The 17,216-nt window shown below is 53.0% G+C and carries 13 protein-coding genes and 5 tRNA genes; 3 read left to right on the top strand and 15 right to left on the bottom strand.

Annotated features, from left to right (window positions below; genetic code table 11):
- The 10 genes from BR83_RS17705 to BR83_RS16210 form a co-directional block, all read right to left on the bottom strand.
- A partial coding sequence (locus BR83_RS17705; RefSeq protein ID WP_017173303.1) for a GTP-binding protein occupies nucleotides 1-95 on the bottom strand: 95 nt, incomplete at its 3' end.
- A 178-nt stretch (nucleotides 96-273) separates the two neighbouring features.
- Nucleotides 274-350: transfer RNA gene (locus BR83_RS0114375), tRNA-Met, on the bottom strand.
- Between the two features lie 112 nt (nucleotides 351-462).
- Nucleotides 463-538 (bottom strand) — tRNA-Thr (locus BR83_RS0114370).
- 1 nt (nucleotide 539) lies between these two features.
- Nucleotides 540-615, bottom strand: a tRNA-Met gene (locus tag BR83_RS0114365).
- Between the two features lie 87 nt (nucleotides 616-702).
- Nucleotides 703-788 (bottom strand) — tRNA-Tyr (locus BR83_RS0114360).
- A gap of 11 nt (nucleotides 789-799) precedes the next feature.
- Nucleotides 800-875, bottom strand: a tRNA-Thr gene (locus BR83_RS0114355).
- Between the two features lie 254 nt (nucleotides 876-1,129).
- Nucleotides 1,130-2,539: a solute carrier family 23 protein gene (locus BR83_RS0114350; RefSeq protein WP_034635645.1), complete on the bottom strand. Its 1,410-nt coding sequence runs from the start codon at nucleotides 2,537-2,539 to the stop codon at nucleotides 1,130-1,132.
- An 82-nt stretch (nucleotides 2,540-2,621) separates the two neighbouring features.
- Complete coding sequence (locus tag BR83_RS0114345; protein WP_027357625.1) at nucleotides 2,622-4,385, bottom strand: aldehyde ferredoxin oxidoreductase family protein; 1,764 nt, start codon at nucleotides 4,383-4,385, stop codon at nucleotides 2,622-2,624.
- Between the two features lie 25 nt (nucleotides 4,386-4,410).
- Entirely contained in the window at nucleotides 4,411-5,565 is a 1,155-nt protein-coding gene (locus BR83_RS0114340) for an iron-containing alcohol dehydrogenase (RefSeq protein WP_027357624.1), read from the bottom strand.
- Nucleotides 5,566-5,784: 219 nt separating this feature from the next.
- Nucleotides 5,785-7,239: a sigma-54 interaction domain-containing protein gene (locus BR83_RS16210; RefSeq protein ID WP_034635644.1), complete on the bottom strand. Its 1,455-nt coding sequence runs from the start codon at nucleotides 7,237-7,239 to the stop codon at nucleotides 5,785-5,787.
- Between the two features lie 413 nt (nucleotides 7,240-7,652).
- On the opposite strand from BR83_RS16210, the gene pdaA reads away from it, so the two are divergent.
- Nucleotides 7,653-8,636, top strand: coding sequence for a delta-lactam-biosynthetic de-N-acetylase (pdaA, locus tag BR83_RS0114325; RefSeq protein WP_027357623.1), 984 nt, complete (start codon nucleotides 7,653-7,655; stop codon nucleotides 8,634-8,636).
- A gap of 107 nt (nucleotides 8,637-8,743) precedes the next feature.
- Here the strand turns inward: pdaA and BR83_RS0114320 are convergent, their stop codons facing one another.
- From BR83_RS0114320 to BR83_RS0114300, 5 genes are all read right to left on the bottom strand, one after another.
- On the bottom strand, nucleotides 8,744-9,652 hold the full coding sequence (locus tag BR83_RS0114320) for a serine hydrolase (protein ID WP_034635653.1): 909 nt from the start codon (nucleotides 9,650-9,652) through the stop codon (nucleotides 8,744-8,746).
- A gap of 142 nt (nucleotides 9,653-9,794) precedes the next feature.
- Nucleotides 9,795-10,838, bottom strand: a complete 1,044-nt coding sequence (locus BR83_RS0114315; protein ID WP_051618295.1) for an NAD(P)-dependent oxidoreductase — start codon at nucleotides 10,836-10,838, stop codon at nucleotides 9,795-9,797.
- A 109-nt stretch (nucleotides 10,839-10,947) separates the two neighbouring features.
- On the bottom strand, nucleotides 10,948-12,195 hold the full coding sequence (locus BR83_RS0114310; protein ID WP_027357620.1) for a nickel pincer cofactor-dependent isomerase, group 22: 1,248 nt from the start codon (nucleotides 12,193-12,195) through the stop codon (nucleotides 10,948-10,950).
- Nucleotides 12,196-12,279: 84 nt separating this feature from the next.
- The gene (locus BR83_RS0114305) at nucleotides 12,280-13,479 is read right to left on the bottom strand and encodes a (Fe-S)-binding protein (RefSeq protein WP_027357619.1); all 1,200 of its coding nucleotides are present in this window, start codon (nucleotides 13,477-13,479) and stop codon (nucleotides 12,280-12,282) included.
- A gap of 3 nt (nucleotides 13,480-13,482) precedes the next feature.
- The gene (locus BR83_RS0114300; protein WP_034635643.1) at nucleotides 13,483-14,865 is read right to left on the bottom strand and encodes an FAD-binding oxidoreductase; all 1,383 of its coding nucleotides are present in this window, start codon (nucleotides 14,863-14,865) and stop codon (nucleotides 13,483-13,485) included.
- 437 nt (nucleotides 14,866-15,302) lie between these two features.
- Here BR83_RS0114300 and BR83_RS0114295 point away from each other — a divergent pair, with 437 nt between their 5' ends.
- Both BR83_RS0114295 and BR83_RS16875 read left to right on the top strand, forming a co-directional pair.
- Nucleotides 15,303-16,868, top strand: coding sequence for an SLC13 family permease (locus BR83_RS0114295; protein WP_207640206.1), 1,566 nt, complete (start codon nucleotides 15,303-15,305; stop codon nucleotides 16,866-16,868).
- A 224-nt stretch (nucleotides 16,869-17,092) separates the two neighbouring features.
- Nucleotides 17,093-17,216 (top strand): MerR family transcriptional regulator (locus BR83_RS16875; protein WP_114679234.1); only part of this gene is annotated, 124 nt, incomplete at its 3' end.

Below are 17,216 nucleotides of genomic sequence, written 5' to 3'. Positions count from 1 at the left end.
ATCGCCGCCGTCAATGTGGTCTTCCCGTGGTCCACGTGCCCAATCGTCCCTACGTTCACGTGGGGTTTCGTCCGCTCAAATTTGGCCTTGGCCATAGTCTTCTTCTCCTCCTCCTCACGTTAACCCACTTTTTTACACACTTCTAAATTATTACCACTTTTCTTTAAATCATGCAATATAAGCCACAGGACACAAGATTCGCTAAAGGGCTCAAAATTCCTGCTGCACAAAATAAAAATCACCAGCTTTCCAGTCAAGCTGGTGATTCACCTGTGGTAGCGGCGCAGGGACTCGAACCCCGGACACAGCGGGTATGAACCGCTTGCTCTAACCAGCTGAGCTACGCCGCCATCAATGGAAGTCAGCTGTCGGATATCGGAAGTCAGAATTGGTTACCCTCAATAGACCTGATGCCACGCAACTCCCTCCGACTTCAGACTTCCGACTTCTGACCTCTGAAACTGGAGCCACTAACCGGGATTGAACCGGTGACCTCGTCCTTACCAAGGACGCGCTCTACCTACTGAGCTATAGTGGCATGGTTGCGGGGGTAGGATTTGAACCTACGACCTTCGGGTTATGAGCCCGACGAGCTACCAGCTGCTCCACCCCGCGTCGTAAAGTTACCACATTATATTATAACACAGAACCGGAACTCTTTCAAACCCTATTCTCTTGAAAAAGTCCGGTTGATAAATAAGGTGGTGGAGGGGGCAGGATTCGAACCTGCGAAGGCGTCAGCCGGCAGATTTACAGTCTGCTCCCTTTGACCACTCGGGAACCCCTCCACGGGAAAAACTGGAGCCGGCGATGGGACTCGAACCCGCAACCTGCTGATTACAAGTCAGCTGCTCTGCCAGTTGAGCTACGCCGGCCTGTTTCACTTTCTCCAGGCGCAGTTTTTATATTAGCAGAAAAGCATCGCCATGTCAATACCCAACCCGCACTGTGTTCGCCGGGCTTTTTATCCGCTGTCAACATAAACTCCTGCAGGACAACGACGGCTGGAACGCGGGAAATTCGGAAATGGAACTCCTTCATGCTACCTGCGGGAATGACAATTAATAAGGCGGGGGGGGGGGAATTCCCCCCCCGCCCCCGGACCAAAATCTTTTGAACATCACCAATATTAACAGCCGGTAGCCTTTTCAGCTGGCTGAAAAACTTCTTCTTCTGAGAACAATTTGGGAGTAGAGTCACCATGGAAGAAATTACGCCCGTAGACCAGCAAGCACATGATTATTCCCGCACCGAAGGCGTAAGCTGCTCCTTTGGCCAGTAGCATACCTCCCACTATGCCTGCAATACCCAGGTCTTTAATATTTCTTGATTCTTTAACTCCCACATACAGGGAAACAAATCCCTGGATAAGCATGGTCAGAGAGAGGGCCACCGGCAGAATCGGTCTTACCAGGCTAACTATAGGTAAAATGAAGTAGCCCGTCAGAGTCCCGAACCGGAAAGAACCCACCCCACCAATGGAAGAATCCATCGCCGCCCGGCCATTTTTCCATCTTTCATAAGTCACTACGGTCATGGCTGCCCAGATAGGCCCGCACATGGAGATATCGGGGCCGAGAATACTCATTCCGGTGTTACGCAGCCCAACTACCAGGTGCGCCCGGCTGGGGTTATAGTCGACAGGATCGTCGGGCCGGAATTTTTGAGCATCCTTGATAATAGCCTGGCACTGAACGGCATCCCCAAATATTACTATATAAGCAGCCAGGACAAGGGGGAAAGCTTTAATGTAATAGTCAATCGAAGGCCAGCCGAGTGTACCCCATGGTACCCAATCGGTCCACAGAGTAGCAAAGTCGGGACGTGAGATACCCCATTCAATTGCCGGGAAACCACTTTCCTTGACTAAAGCTGCCACAAACACCGCTAACAATATGGACGGTAAAATACCCAGGTTGGAAATAATACGGGCAACCTTGTTCCTTTCAGCCAGTTTTTTAAAGGATTCGGCATACATCATCCAAAAGGCAAGACCAATAGCAATGGTAATAGTGATGGGGAATTGTTCAAAACGTCCTCCCTTTTGAAAGATCATATATATGGCTGATATACCAGCCCCAATAATCACTCCAGATTTAATGGCCGGCGGAATTGAAGCAATTACCTTGTTTGCTAATCCCGTAACCCCCAAAAAGAGACACCACAATCCTAACAAAAGCTCAAAAGCAATTAATGCGTGCATTCTTTCCGGTCCTTGCGGAAAACTGGAAACATAAGCTACAAGTAACGGGATGGCAGGTGTTACCCAACCGGGTACCACAGGGTCACCCAACAGAGCGTGCAGACAGTAAAAAATACCGTTTAACACTACAATGGCCAGGGCTACCTCAAAGGGCATACCCAGGGTATCCTGTAAAACCGGGATAATAGACAAGCAGACGGCACACATAACCAGTCCCTGAATGTAATCCGCCCACTCCCAGCGGTAATGTACGCCAGGCAATCTAATTTTAAAGGGGCCCAAAGGCCAGTACGGTACTTCAACACCATCGGGTCTAATAGCGCGCCAGTTCCTCATGTTTTATTTCTCCTCCTTAAATTCTTCATAATAAAACCTTAAAACCACCTTCAAAGCAAAAGTAGCATGGAATTGTTTGCGCTCAAGTGGTTATGTCTTCTTTGGGACGTCCGTCTTCATCCCACCCGCGCAGGCGGTAATAATCGGCCAGCAACTGCCTGAAGTTCTCTTCCGGTAGAACATCACCTTTTTCCAGGGGTTCTTTAAAGAAGCGCAGCGGCAGGTTATCGTCTTCCCTGGTCAGTCCCTGTAAAAGGTTAAATTGACGGGTAGCATTAACTATGCGCGAGGCAATGCGGCGCAACTGTCCTGCATCCACGCCCAAACCCGTGGTAACATTGACCAGCGTAACCAGGTCATCCCATAAAACCAGGTCCCGGTAAAAACGGCAGAGAATAAGGGCATCATAAATGGCCAGCCGATCCTCATAATCAATGAATAGTTCTGCTTTTCCGTGAGTTACTTTCGGATCAATGATCCCGGCCAGTTCGGGTTTATAAAAAGTAGCGCGCAGGTGGCATGCACCCCGGGGAGAGGTGGCATAGGCCAGGCCCATGCCCTGCAACACGCGGGGGTCGTAGCCGGCCGGTTCCAGTCCTTTAACATGAATGGCCAGATCGGTCAGCCCCAGTTTTTCCGCCGCCACCCGGATACCCCGGGCCAGCAGGTCACCCACGCCCTCCCGCCGGGCTATCTGGTGAAGCAGTTGCGCAATACCTTCCACATCCCCGTAAGCCACTTTAACGTCCAATGCTCCTCTTTGCGCCGCTTCTATGGCAAAAGCTGCCATGTTACCTGCACTGATGGTATCCAATCCAAGCCTGTCACATATATCGTTCAGGTAAATAATTCCAGCCAGGTCATGGATACAGCATAATCCACCGAACGAATAAATAGTTTCATATTCCGGACCTTCGACCGCCAATCCCTCATATTTCCCGCTGGTCACCCTGGTAAGTTTGCCACAGGCCATCACACAGGGGCGGCAGGCCCTGGGCTGCACTTCAAAGTTCTCGATCAGGTATTCGCCTGTCAGTGACTCCCATCCTGGCAAACTTCCCCGTGACCAGTACCTGGCCGGAAAGGCACCGACCGAGTTTAATAACGATACAAGCTGGGGCGTTCCGTATTTCCGGTAGCCGAGCACCCCAGGGTTATCCCTGGCCTTCTGAGCCAGCCCGGTGACGTATTGTTTAAGACCTGCGGGGTCGGCCAGCTCACAGGCAGTCCGGCCGTGAAAAACAATGGCCTTTAGTTTTTTTGACCCCATTACGGCACCCATGCCGGTCCGCCCCGCAGAACGCCAGTAATTATTTTCTATACAGGCATAGGAGACCAGATTCTCGCCAGCTGGACCAATCACCACTGCCTGGGCATCGTCTGTACCTACCTCCTCCAGTGCCCCGTTTTCTGTAGCATAACAATCCATACCCCACAGCTTTGTACCGTCCCGGAAACGGACACCCTGATCGGATATTTCCAGCAAAATTGGATTTTCTGCCTGGCCTTGAATAATAATAGCATCGTAACCGGTTTTCTTTATTGCCGCCCCAACCTGACCCCCTGAGTAAGACTCACCGTAAAACCCGGTTAGAGGTGACCTGGCAAAAATTCCAAATCGATTGGAACCAAACATGATCGTATCTGTTATGGGACCGGTGGTAAATATCAGGCAGTTTTCCGGACCCAGGGGGTCGGCCCCGGGCGGAATGTTCTGGAGCATCAGGTAAGTGCCCAAACCTTTACCGCCCAGGTAGGCACCCAGAACCTCATCCGGAATTTCCTCCGCCTGCCACTGCCTGCTTGACAGGTTAATGCGGAGCAATCGCCCGTAAAAGCCTCTCATGTTTCAAGTCTTCCTTTCTTTGCCTTTAAAATGCTCTTTCGTAGATTTCCCTGATGTCGTCCACCGTGAGCTTGCGCGGGTTGTTGGCCAGCAGGCGGGTTACCTTTATTGCACCCTCGGCCATGCCCGGTATGGACTCAGCAGTTACCCCAAGATCGCGGAGATGCAGGGGAATTCTAATATCGGTGGATAGCTGCTTGATGGCCTCTATAAATTTATCAGCCGCAGCACGGTCAGACAATTCCTCAACCCTTTCCCCCATGGCTAAAGCCATTGCTTTAAACCTGGGCAGAGCACCCAGCAGGTTTGATTCCATGACATATGGTAGCAATACTGCATTGGCCACGCCATGGGGAACATGGAACTGCGCACCCAGCGGGTAAGCTAGCGCGTGTACGGCGCCCACACCGGCGTTAGCAAAAGCAATCCCTGCCAGCAGGCTGGCCATAGCCATATTCTCTCTGGCTTCCCTATCCTCCCCATTGGCCACTGCTGTACGCAGGTATCGGGAAATAAGCTTGATGGCTGTCAGGGCCAGGGAATCGGTGATTGTGGTGGCATTAACGGAAATATAAGCTTCCACCGCATGAGTCAGGGCATCCATACCGGTAGCTGCAGTAATGTGGGGCGGCATTGTAACCGTTAACTCCGGGTCCACAATGGCTACTCTGGGGAGAAGGTAGGGGCTGACCACACCCTTTTTGAGCTGCTCGTTTTCATCGGAAAGAATAGCAATGGGTGTCACCTCACTACCTGTACCCGCTGTAGTGGGTACCGCCACAACAGGCAAACCGGGCCTGGGGATCAAATTAACACCAATGTAATCATCAATCGTTCCGGAGTTGGTGACTAAAACAGCGGAAGCTTTGGCCACGTCCATGGAACTGCCACCGCCAACCGCTACCAGCAGGTCATAACCACCATCTTTAATGGCCTGCTGGCATTTAGTCACAACCTCCAGGCGCGGTTCGGGCTCCACCTCGCTGAAGAGCCCGGTTTCCAGACCGGCGGGAGCAAGGGCCTCCCTCACCTTATCCACAAGACCGGTTTTTAAAAGCACGGGATCTGTCACCAGGAGAATCCTGGTTACCCCAAGATTTTTTACCTCATCCGCAATTCTCCCCAGACTGCCCCATCCAGTAATAATTGTGCCTGATGTCCAGAAATAACTGATTTTCATTATGAAGCACCCCCAAGCATACCAGCAAAAATGTTTTGATATTTGACATTAAGGTTATTTTTCAAAATTCATGCCTGCACAAAAACACAGCACCATAAAGCTTAAAACCTTGATTTTCCCGGGTTTTAAGGCCGACATACTCCCCGGTATTCTTAAATCCCCTTCTGCATGCAGCATTAGTGCAACAAAAAACCGCGCAACTTTGCACGGTTAAGGACTTTAAGAAAAGTATTTCTTTATTTTCCGGGCCAGTGTAGTCCGGTGAATTCCTAATGCCCGGGATGCTTCTTCCTGGGTGGGATACAACTGCAGGGTACGCCAGATAAGATCCTTTTCGAATGCTTCTACCGCCCTTTCCAGGTTATTTTCGCCGCCCTCTGTCACATGGCAGGTGCAGAGTTGCTCAGATTGTAATTCATCGGATATCATCCGGCCGGTAATTGATACCCCGGACCCCAGAACCACAAGCCGTTCCATTAGATTCTGCAATTCCCGCACATTTCCCGGCCACCGGTAATTTAGCAACTCTCTGCAGGCATCCGGCGTGAGAATCTTTTTACCGGCATTATAACGTTCCGCATAAAACTGAATAAAATGGTTAGCCAGGGGAATTATATCTTCCTGCCGTTTGGCCAGGGGAGGAATATAAACCGGTACAACATTCAACCGGTAATATAAATCCTGCCTAAAACGCCCCTCCTGGACAAGTTTCACCAGATCCCGATTGGATGCCGCCACAATTCGCACATCCACCCTTTCCGGCCGGCCGCTGCCCAGGGGATAAAATTCTCTATTTTGAATTAAACGCAACAGTTTAACCTGGGCAGATAGAGGAACCTCGCTGATTTCATCCAGGAACAGGGTACCCCCATTGGCAGCCTTAACCAAACCGGCATAACCTTCCCGTCTGGCACCCGTAAAAGCACCCGGATAATAGCCAAACAATTCTGCTTCGAAAAGTTCGCCTGGAATAGCAGCCGCGTTAACCACAACAAACGGTTTATGTTTTCGCGGACTGTATTCGTGGATGATCCTGGCCACAATTTCCTTGCCGGTACCGGACTCACCCTGGATTAAAACGGTAGCATTTGAATATGCGGCACGAATAGCCCTGTGCACCACCCGCTTCATGGCTTCGCTTTCCGCCACAACCGGTCCTATACCTTCCAGCTCAACAAGATGACTGGCCGGCGTCGCCGGGGCAGGTTTCCCCTTATTGTTTTTCAGTGGCTTTACCGTAGTTACTACCAGGATAATTTTCCCTTCCTCATCATATACGGGATTCCCGGTTACCATCACTTTCTGCCCGGTTCTGAGTACATGCTGGGGGATGGTTACAGGACGTCCCTGTTCCAGAACCATCAGGGAAACAGAACGATCGAAATACCGGTGGGCCACCAGTTCACTCATATTACGCCCGTACAATTCTTCCCCGCAAAGACCGGTCAAACATTCATAAGCACTGTTTACGCCCAGAGTATACGCCTGACCATTAGTATAATAAAGACCAATTTCGCTGGAAGAAATACGAATAGAGTCAAACTGCTGCTTCCCGTTTATTTTCCCCCTTTGCCAACCAATTGCCAGGTGATCTGCTCTATGCAAAGCCAGCAAATGATCGTCCCCATTCTTTTCATCCGACAGGTAAGGAGAATAGCCTTTCTTAAAAGGCATACGTTTCCCCTCTTTCTCCGAAAAGAGTTCAAATATTTAGACACTTTATATTTCGACATTGTTTTAAGATATCCTTCAATGTTAACATAATAATTATCTGGTTAATTATTATTAAAAATACAGATTTTATTTTTCAAATGATGTTTCTTTTTTAATTTTAAAATAAATTTGTCACTGTTTTAAGTTTTTCCCATCTTTTCTATTGCAAATATAAGAACAAAAGAATTGCAGCAGAAAATAGCCATTTTATATCTGGAATAAACCCGGTATTAACAAATCCTTACCTAACAAAAGAGGGTTAACGACGCAAGGTGTCGAATTTTTGAGTTTATCAACTTAAAGGCGGGAATAATTCCTCATATCCCTGCCCAAGCTAATTTCAGAGATTTTTCCCGCTAAAGGAGGAAAACCCGTTGTCCCGATATGCTATAGCAATAGTGGCCTTTTTAATGGCCGCAATTATCGGCGGTTTTTATGCCGGCAGGGTGTACCTGGCGGGGGACAACCCGAAGTCCACTGCCACGGAAGTTTATTCTTCACGGCCTGCGGAAGAAAAAACAACGGCCAGCGTACCCCCAAAACCGGCCGATAATAAGGCAGGGTCCCCACCCCCCCAAACTGAAAATGAAAAGAAAAATACCGGGGAAAATAGCAGCAGCGACAGAAAAAACCAGGCCGGCAACTCCCCTTCCCTTTCCCTGTCCAACGAGCGCCACGGCTGGGGTATTAAACGCAACGACAACCACCAGCAGCCGGAAATGCCCAGAGCAATCCGCGACACCCTGGCGCGGTATGACGCTTACTGGATCGGTAGTCCCGAGGAAAAAGTGCTTTACCTGACCTTTGACGAAGGTTACGAAAACGGCTATACACCTAAAATACTGGACGTTCTCAAAGCCAACAACGTTAAGGCCGCCTTTTTCGTCACCGGGCATTACCTCAAAACCCGGCCGGAGCTGGTGAAGCGCATGGTGGCTGAAGGGCACATCGTGGGCAACCACACCATGAACCACCCCAGCCTGCCCGACATCAGCGACGAGGAGATCAGGAAAGAGCTGCAGTCGGTGGAAGAACTTTTCACCAAGCTGACGGGGAAGAAGATGAAATACCTGCGCCCGCCCAAGGGGGAATACAGTGAGCGCACCCTGGCCGTAACCAGGCAACTGGGATATTACAATATTTTCTGGAGCCTGGCCCTGGTGGACTGGGTACCCATGCCCGGAGGCCCCCAGGAAGCCTACCAGTCGGTAATGGATAACCTGCACAACGGGGCGGTAATATTGCTGCACGCCGTATCCAGGGACAACACCGAAGCCCTGGACCGCATCCTTAAAGACGCCAGGGCCCAGGGGTACACCTTTAAGACGCTGGACGATCTGGTAGCGAAAAAAGCTTAACGATTTTATTCCACCTGCTCCCGGCACTCCCCGGAAAGAAAGAAAGGTTTTGAGTGTAAAAAAAGGCCTGGCGCAATCTGCATAACGCCGGGCCTTTGGCATGACAATTACCGCTTCAGGTTCATCTGGTAGTCATAGACCATCCGGGAAATCTCCGCAATGCGGGCAAATCCTTTATCCACATCCGTTTCCCCTCTGGACAGCACCACCAGGATGTAAGGGTGTTCGGCAAAAACAATCCCGACATCGTTGGCCACACCCCAGACATCCCCTTCCTTATGAGCCACCCTTACCTTCGGCGGGAGTTTGCCGGGCAAGCCCACATGGTAAATGGGGTGAGCCATATCATCCAGCAGGCGTTCGCCCAGGGCGGGGTGCTCACGGCTGAATTCCAGCACCGCCTCCATATACCGGCCCATGTCCCGGGCGGTGGTGATATTCTCCCCGCCGGGGAACACGGTTTGCCCGCCCAGGTCGCGCATAAATTGGGCCACATTATCTTTACCCAGGTGGCGCACCAGCATCCGGTAGGCAATGTTGTCGCTGATGGTTATGGACAGGTTGGCCAGCACCCGCAGAGAATAGCTGTCGCCGTCCCGGGCGGCAAACTGCAGGATACCGGCTCCCCCCTGATAGTCCTGTTTGCTGTCGTAAACCACCCGGTCGTCCCAGTCCAGCTTCCCCTGGGCGACGAGATGGTTCAGATAGAGAACCACGGGTACCTTCACCGTGCTGGCGGCAGTTACGGGCTCATCGCCGTTGATATCAAAGCTGACCCCGGAGTGCAGGTCCTTGAAATAGATGCCGTAAACTCCCGGCTGCCGGGCCAGGTACTCTTTCAGCTGCTTTTGCAGCGGCTGGTAATCCGGCACCTGCTGGAATGAGGGACCGATTTCCTCCGTAGCCAGTGCCGGTGAGACACATAAAGCGGGGTTGTTCCAGGTACCGGCCATCCCTGTCACCAGGAAAGGCAGGGCCATTAAAAAAATTATTACCCTTATTAATCGCTTATTCATCCACCACACCCCTTTTCTTTCTGAATCAAAAAAAGAGCCGGCAAGGGCCGGACACATCTTGTAGAGTATTTTGACTTTATTAAAAGTGTAAATTAAGAACGCGCGCAGTACAAGGCAAAATTTCTGGCAGGAATGGCACAACCTAAATCCCGTTTATGACATGGTGCAGGGGTTTACCGCTTAAAAAATTAACTATCTCTTCCACAATAATTTTTGCCGCCTTCACCGGCGCCGCTTCCGTCTTACCTCCCAGGTGGGGAGTCAGGACGACGTTGGGGAGGGCAAAAAAAGGATGATCCGGCGGCGGGGGCTCTGAAATTAAAACATCCAGCGCCGCGGCGCGGATCCTTTTTTCCTTTAATGCGCGGTAGAGGGCTTCTTCATCCACCAGTTCACCCCGGGCGGTATTGATCAGGCAGGCCGAGCTTTTCATCAGCGCCAGCTGGGGTGCACCGATCAGGCCTCTTTTTTCGGGTGTGGGCCTGGTATGGAGGCTGACAAAATCGGAAGCTGACAGGAGTTCTTCCAGGGTTACGGGCCGGCCGCCCGCAGCAAGAATGTCAGCGGGATCTACATGGGGGCTGTAGACGAGGATGTTCATGCCGAAGGCCTGCGCCCGGGCCGCCACCCGGCGGCCCACCTGCCCGAAACCGATAATGCCCAGGACCTTCCCGGCCAGCTCGACTCCCTCCAGCTGGCTGCGGCAGTCGTACTGCCAGGCGCCTGCCCCCAGATTGCTTACCAGACGGCAGGTTTCCCTCATATTGCGGGCCAGAAAAAGCAAAAGGGCCATGGTTAAATCGGCGGTGGAATCGGCTGCCCGCCCCGGCGCATGCACCACGGGAATCCCCCGCTTCAAGGCCGCCCGGACGTCCACATTCACCGGGTGTGCCCGGGCACAGGCAATCAGGCGCAGCCCGGGTGCACTTTCGATCACTTCTTCAGTTACGGGTGCCTTGTGCACCACCAGGATCTCGGCCCCGGCCAGTTTGCCGGCCAGCTCCGCCGGGGAGCCGTAAAATTCCCTGACCCCCTTCACTCCCACCGGAGCAAGACCCGCGCCCCCGTTCCCCAGACCCACATTCAACACTGTTACACTGACCGGCCACCCGGCCAGCGTGGCCGCTAATTCCCGCCGCAGGGCCCTGGCAGTAAGGGTCTGGTCATCCACCAGGTACAGGCGCATCAGTATAACCTCCCCCTCAATTGCTCCCGGTTATGGAAATTCGTTTTTCAAATGATAAATCCTGCCACTCCACATTTAAACAGGCAACCCGCCAACCAATGGCCGGTTGTCAATCGAGACATGGCAATACATCCTTAAATTCGAATTTTCGTGACAGGGTGATTATCTCCACACCCTCCCGGCAGGCCAGCTCACCAACCAGGTTTGCCGTAACCCAGAGATATTCCAGCTCCAGAGTATTTTTGATGATGGCTCCCCTCAACCTGCAGGTGTCCTCCGCTCCCAGGCTCCTCAAAGCCGCCTCAAAGGCTTCCTGATCGCCGGGCAAAACTATGGGAAGCATGGCCCGCTGCACATTACCGCTGGTGATGCAGTTCAGGTAAGTGGCCCCGCGGTCTATCTTTTCCACCAGGCGCGCAGTGGTAAAGTCGGCCAGGCCGATACCGGTGGCGTTGCCATGGGATTCATCGGTTAAATCCAAAACAACGATCCGGGCAATAAAAGGGCGTTCCGGCTCCGGCACGCCCGCCATCCTCATCCTGCCAATTACGTTTACATCCATACCCGTACCGCTGATATTTTTGCCCATTTCCCTGACCACCAGGAAGTCCAGCTCGTCCACCGGCAGCCGGGGCAGCAGGTGGTAGGCCGCTTTTAAAAGACGCGTCTCCATCGATACCAGTTCTTCGGGAGGCGCCGCCTCGACGATAGCAGTTTCTTCGTAGCCATTTTCTACCACGGCCAGACCGGCCACCACCCTTCCCGAGCACAGGAAGACCTCTCCCATCTCCAGAAGCGCCTGCGACATTTCACCCGGCTTTGTGCGGTGGAAAACAGAAGCACCCCTGGCCTTTCCCAGACCCACGGCCATCATTTTTAAAAGGCCGCTTTCCACCGGGCCGTGGAAGGTGGTATGAGGCTTAATGCGGTTCACCACCACGATAGCGCCGGCTTCCCAGGCAAGGGCATCGCAAAAAACCCTCTTACCGCTGGCCGTCCTGCCCACCTCCACCACCTCATCGGCAGCCATCACCGGGCACCCCACGCTGCTTTCCGTAATACCTAAAGAGGCCAGCACCTTTTTCTGTCCCTCCGCGCTCCCCCCGCCGTGGCTGCCCATGGCGGCCACCACAAAGGGCTCAGCCCCCGCCGCCCTGATCTCCTCTGCCACCGTGCGCAGGATGGCCACAATGTTTTTTATGCCCCGGGAACCGGCGGTGATGGCCACGCGCTGGCCCGGTTTTAGCCGCGAGCGGAGATTAACTTTCTTTAATTCGGTGCGGACCATTTGCTGCACATCTTTGATCACCGGCCGGGGAAAATGCTGCCGTATTTTCACAAAAAGAGGGGCTTTCATTTGCTCCATCTCCTCTATCAGCCTTTAAACCCTTATGTATCGTGCCGGGCTTACATTCTCCTGCAGGAAAACTGCTATCACGCCCTAACCACCATAAGACAGGGCCAGGAGTTCCACCGTGTGGAAAACAGGCAGGGCCGCTCCTTCCCCTGCCAGGCCGGAGGCCAGCTGAAGGCGGCAGGAAGGACAACCCGTAACCACTGCCTGCGCTCCCGTAACCCGGATGTTCTCCATTTTCGCCCGCAAAATCTTCTGGGAAAGCTCGCGGTGGGTAAAACCAAAGGAACCGGCCAGGCCGCAGCAGGCATCGCTCCGGGGCATTTCCACCAGGGTAAGACCGTCAATACCGGTCAGGATTTTACGCGGCTCCAGGTAAACCCCCTGCCCCCTCTTTAAGTGGCAGGGGTCGTGGTAAGTAACTACCAGTGGCACCCTAATTTTACCCTCGTGAAAGCCGCCGGTGTGTACGAGAAAAAAGGTGATATCCTGCACCCTGCCGGCCAGTTTCCCTGCCTCCTCATCCCCCAGCAGCCTGCCGTACAGCCTGAGCATTTCCCCGCAGGTGGCGCAATCGGTAACAATGAAGTCTGCTCCCAGTTTTATTAAACTTTCCACGTTGCGCCTGGCCAGCAACCTGGCCGTTTTCAGGTCTCCTGCCGCCAGGGCCGGCATGCCGCAGCAGCCGGAACCGGCCAGGAGCACCTGCACGTTGTTCTGTTCCAGCACTTTCAATACGGCCCGCCCGGTCTGGTGGTAAACGTACTGCGTCATGCACCCCACAAAGTAGGCCACGGTAAAGGATGGCTTTTTTAACCCTGCCGGGCGATATAAATGCGTAAAGGGCAGGGGGTGGAATACCGGCAGCTTTATGCCGCGGAAGTTCTTTAAAATACTTGCCCGCTGGCAAAGGGCGGCCATCCTGCTGATCAGCGCCAGCTTCCTGCGGGAAGGCAGGACACCGCGCAGGAGAACCTTTCTGGCCGGTGAAAGCCCCTTCCTCCTGGCCGCCTCCGCCCTGGCCCAGAGCACCAGCTCATCTACCCTGACCCCGTTCGGGCAGTGGGCCACACAGGCCCGGCACAACAGGCAGGCGTTCATTATTTCGCCGAGGCGGCAGGAAAAGGGAAGATGGCCTTCCAGGGCAGCACCGGCAAGCTGCACCCTGGCCCTGGCCACCCAGGGTTCGCTTCCGGCCTGTAAAAATACGGGGCAAACTTCCCGGCAGGAACCGCACCGGCTGCAGCGATTGACCTGATACCTTACTTCTTCATTATTTTCCAGCAACCCTCAAGCCCTCCCAAAAATCTTGCCCGGGTTTAAAATACCTGAGGGGTCAAGGGACTCTTTTATTTTTTTCATCGCGGCCACCCCACAGGGCCCGAACTCCAGCTCCATAAAGGGTGCCTTTAACAGGCCGACACCGTGCTCACCGGAAAGGGTCCCCCCCAGGGACAGGGCCGCTTGAAAAATCTCCCTGATGGCCTCCTCCGCCCTGGCCATTTCGTCCGGATCGCCTTTATCCACCAGCAGGTTGGGGTGCAGGTTGCCGTCCCCGGCGTGGCCGAAAATGGCAATGGTCAACCGGTACCTGCGGGCAATTTCCTTAATGGCTCTGATCAAGGCCGGCACCTGGCTGCGGGGAACGGTGGCGTCCTCGGAAATCTTGGTGGGCTTCACCTGGACCACAGCAGGGGAGACGGCTTTCCTGGCCCGCCACAACTCCGCTTCTTCTTTCCGTGTCTGCGCCACCCTCACCCTCACGGCACCGTGCTCTTCACAGAGGGCGGCAATAAGCCCGGCCTGCTCACCCAGGGCTGCCTCCGGCCCGTCCACCTCAATGAGAAGAATGGCCTCCACATCCAGGGGAAGTCCTGTGTGGAGGTAATTTTCCACACACCTGATGGTTACATCATCCATGAGTTCCAGGGCCGAAGGCACCACCCCGGCGCCGAGCACCGCAGTAATGGCCTCCGCCGCCTGCTCAATGGCTTTAAAATCGGCCCGCAAAGTCTTCCTGGCCTCCGGTTTGGGGATCAGGCGCAGGACAGCCCGCGTAACCACGCCCAGCGTGCCCTCGGATCCAACAAAAAGGCCCGTCAAATCATACCCGCTGGAATTCTTCACTGTCCTGCCCCCGCACATCACAACCTCCCCGCCGGCCAGAACCACCTCCAGCCCCAGCACGTAATCCCGGGTGACACCATATTTCAAACCCCGGGGACCGCCGGCGCACTCGGCAATGTTCCCGCCAATGGTGGAAACGCTGGAGCTGGAAGGATCCGGCGGGTAAAAAAGGCCTTTTTCCTCCACCGCCCTGTGCAGGCGGGCAGTGATCACCCCCGGTTCCACCACCGCCAGCATGTCGGCCGTATCGATCTCCAGGATGCGGTCCATGGCCGTTAAGTCGAGGACGATACTACCCTCCACCGGCACGGCACCGCCGCTCAAGCCCGTCCCCGCCCCGCGGGGGACTACGGGAACTCCTTCAGCGGACGCCAGGCTCAATATGGCCGCCACCTCCCGTGTGGAGGCAGGGCGTACCACCACCCCCGGAACAACAGACAAAAAGGTGCCGTCATAGGAATAGCAGAACAGGTCTTCGGGGGAGGAAAACACCTTCTCTTTGCCCGCTATTTTAATTAACCGGGAAACAATTCTAGAATTCCTCATCATAAGTAATCCCGAAGAATTAAATATTTAGCCGCTTAAATTCGCTACGGCAGTTAAATCTCCTTCATCAGTTTTCAAAAATGATAGCCTGCTCTTTTTGCCATTAACCCTGCTTTTATCGCAAAATATAAACTTTTAAAACCAAACTGAGACTGAAAGAAATCTATTTTAATACTTTGCGTTATAAGTAATTTCTTATAGGTAACTTATAATTTATAAGTTAAAGTAATATTTCAAATGCGCACCAGCAAAATCTGAGGAATTCTATTGCACATAATGAACAATATGACCAAATACTTGCTATCAAATAAAAAGAAGCATTACAATATTCAAAAAGTAGCAAACATTTACCTATTTTAAGATTTACTAATTATTTAGAACAAAATAGCTTATTTTTCAAATGTTAATAACAATACATAAAAGGAGTGGTGCGAGATGTGTCATCTGCAAAAGCTGACGCTTTGAGCAGAACACAAATGCAGCCGGTTAAACAAGCAATTTCAGAAGCGGAAGAACGTTTCGAGCATATGCGACGTACAGCAGGCTTTTTCCTGGCCCCGGCATTATTTCTGGCTATTTATTTCTGGCCCATGCCCGGTCTTTCTCCCCAGGCGCACGCCATGGCAGCTGTGATGGCCTTTACCATTACCTGCTGGATCACTGAATGCGTCCCCATCCCGGTAGCTTCCATGCTCGGACCAACCCTTGCCGTGGTTTTAGGCGTGGCCACAGCCAGGGAAGCTTATACGGCCATGGCCGATCCCACCGTCCTCCTTTTCCTGGGCGGCTTTTTACTGGCCAAAGCCATGGAGGTGCACGGCCTGGACAGGCGCTTTGCCCTGCGCATCCTTTCCCTGGGCTCCATTTCCCGGACCAGTTCCATGATCCTTCTGGGCGTGGGTGGAGTAACCGGGTTTCTCTCCATGTGGCTGAGCAACACGGCGACCGCGGCCATGATGTTCCCCATTACCCTGGGCGTTCTAACGGCCCTGAAGAGGATTATTACCACCATGCACGGCCGGGAAATCGATAACAGCAAATACCAGACCGGGATGCTATTGACAATTGCCTACACTGCTTCAATAGGAGGAATGGCCACACCCATTGGTACCCCTCCGAACATGATCACCATTGGCCTCATTGAGAAGGCTACCGGAGTGCGCATAGTCTTCTTCCAGTGGATGATGCTGGCTTTACCCATCGCCCTGCTGATGTTCCTGGTACTCTGGCTATATTTTAACTGGCGGTGTCCATCTGCGCAGAAAGACCTAAAGGGGGCAGCGTCCTTCATTGCCGCTGAACGTAAAGCCCAGGGTTCCTGGAAAAGGGGAGAAATAAACGCTTTAATTGCTTTCCTGGTGGCCGTAGCCCTCTGGGTCACCCCGGGTTTCATCGCCCTTTTTGGCGGCGGTACCGGCTCACCCCTTTACAAGTCCTACCAGGCCATTTTCCCGGAAGCCAGCGTAGCCATTATTGCAGCTTCACTGCTCTTTTTCCTGCCGGTAGATTTCAAGAAACGGGAGTTCACCTTGAACTGGAAGCAGGCGGTGCATATTGACTGGGGCACGCTGCTGCTCTTTGGTGGAGGCCTTTCCCTGGGTGAAATGATGTTCAAGACCGGCTTGGCCGGGGCTATCGGAAAAGGACTCGTAACCATTACAGGAGCCCATACGCTGGTGGCCATCACCGCCCTGGCCCTGGGCCTGGCCATCCTGCTCACGGAAACAACTTCCAATACGGCTGCAGCCACCATGGTGGTACCCATCGTCATCGGCATCGCCAGCGCTGCCGGAGTAAACCCCATCCCTCCCGCTGTAGCTGTCGCCCTGGGCGCAAGCATGGCTTTTGTACTACCGGTCTCCACGCCTCCCAACGCCATAGTCTACGGCTCGGGGATGGTACCCATTACCCAGATGGTCAAATACGGCTTGCTCCTGGATATAATCGGTTATCTCATTGTGCTGGCCGGGGTTCTTGTTCTAACGCCCCTGGTGGGCTTATAAACCGGACCCCCGATTGGAAGGGCCGCGAGGCAGTTAACTCGCGGCCCATTTAATTTATTTGTTTAAAGGAAAAACAGGCTGCCAGTCAGAAAGATAAAACTGAAAAAATAAATGTTAAGGAAAAGGTATTTTTTCGCGCGAAAGCAATCTCAAGGAGGTTTGTAGCAGTTACCAACAGGCCAACAAATATTGATAAAATATAACAAAACAGTTATCATAAAATTATGGAACTATTAACCATCAGTAAAGCGGCAAAGAAATTGGGCGTTCATCCGAACAGCTTGCGCAACTGGGAGAAGCGCGGTTTAATCAAGCCCGTCCGTCTGCCTGGAGGCCAGCGCCGGTACT

It is taken from the genome of Desulfofundulus thermocisternus DSM 10259 (genome assembly GCF_000686645.1).
Classification (GTDB): Bacteria; Bacillota; Desulfotomaculia; order Desulfotomaculales; family Desulfovirgulaceae; genus Desulfofundulus; species Desulfofundulus australicus.
Note: the sequence above shows the minus strand (reverse complement) of the source record. Positions and strands in the feature narration are given on the sequence as shown.

What these genes read in the sequence shown, in the direction of transcription:
- BR83_RS0114350 (WP_034635645.1), bottom strand. Translation starts at nt 2,539, where the DNA reads ATGAGGAACTGGCGCGCTATTAGACCCGATGGTGTTGAAGTACCGTAC.
- BR83_RS0114345 (WP_027357625.1), bottom strand. Translation starts at nt 4,385, where the DNA reads ATGAGAGGCTTTTACGGGCGATTGCTCCGCATTAACCTGTCAAGCAGG.
- BR83_RS0114340 (WP_027357624.1), bottom strand. Translation starts at nt 5,565, where the DNA reads ATGAAAATCAGTTATTTCTGGACATCAGGCACAATTATTACTGGATGG.
- BR83_RS16210 (WP_034635644.1), bottom strand. Translation starts at nt 7,239, where the DNA reads ATGCCTTTTAAGAAAGGCTATTCTCCTTACCTGTCGGATGAAAAGAAT.
- BR83_RS0114320 (WP_034635653.1), bottom strand. Translation starts at nt 9,652, where the DNA reads ATGAATAAGCGATTAATAAGGGTAATAATTTTTTTAATGGCCCTGCCT.
- BR83_RS0114315 (WP_051618295.1), bottom strand. Translation starts at nt 10,838, where the DNA reads ATGCGCCTGTACCTGGTGGATGACCAGACCCTTACTGCCAGGGCCCTG.
- BR83_RS0114310 (WP_027357620.1), bottom strand. Translation starts at nt 12,195, where the DNA reads ATGAAAGCCCCTCTTTTTGTGAAAATACGGCAGCATTTTCCCCGGCCG.
- BR83_RS0114300 (WP_034635643.1), bottom strand. Translation starts at nt 14,865, where the DNA reads ATGAGGAATTCTAGAATTGTTTCCCGGTTAATTAAAATAGCGGGCAAA.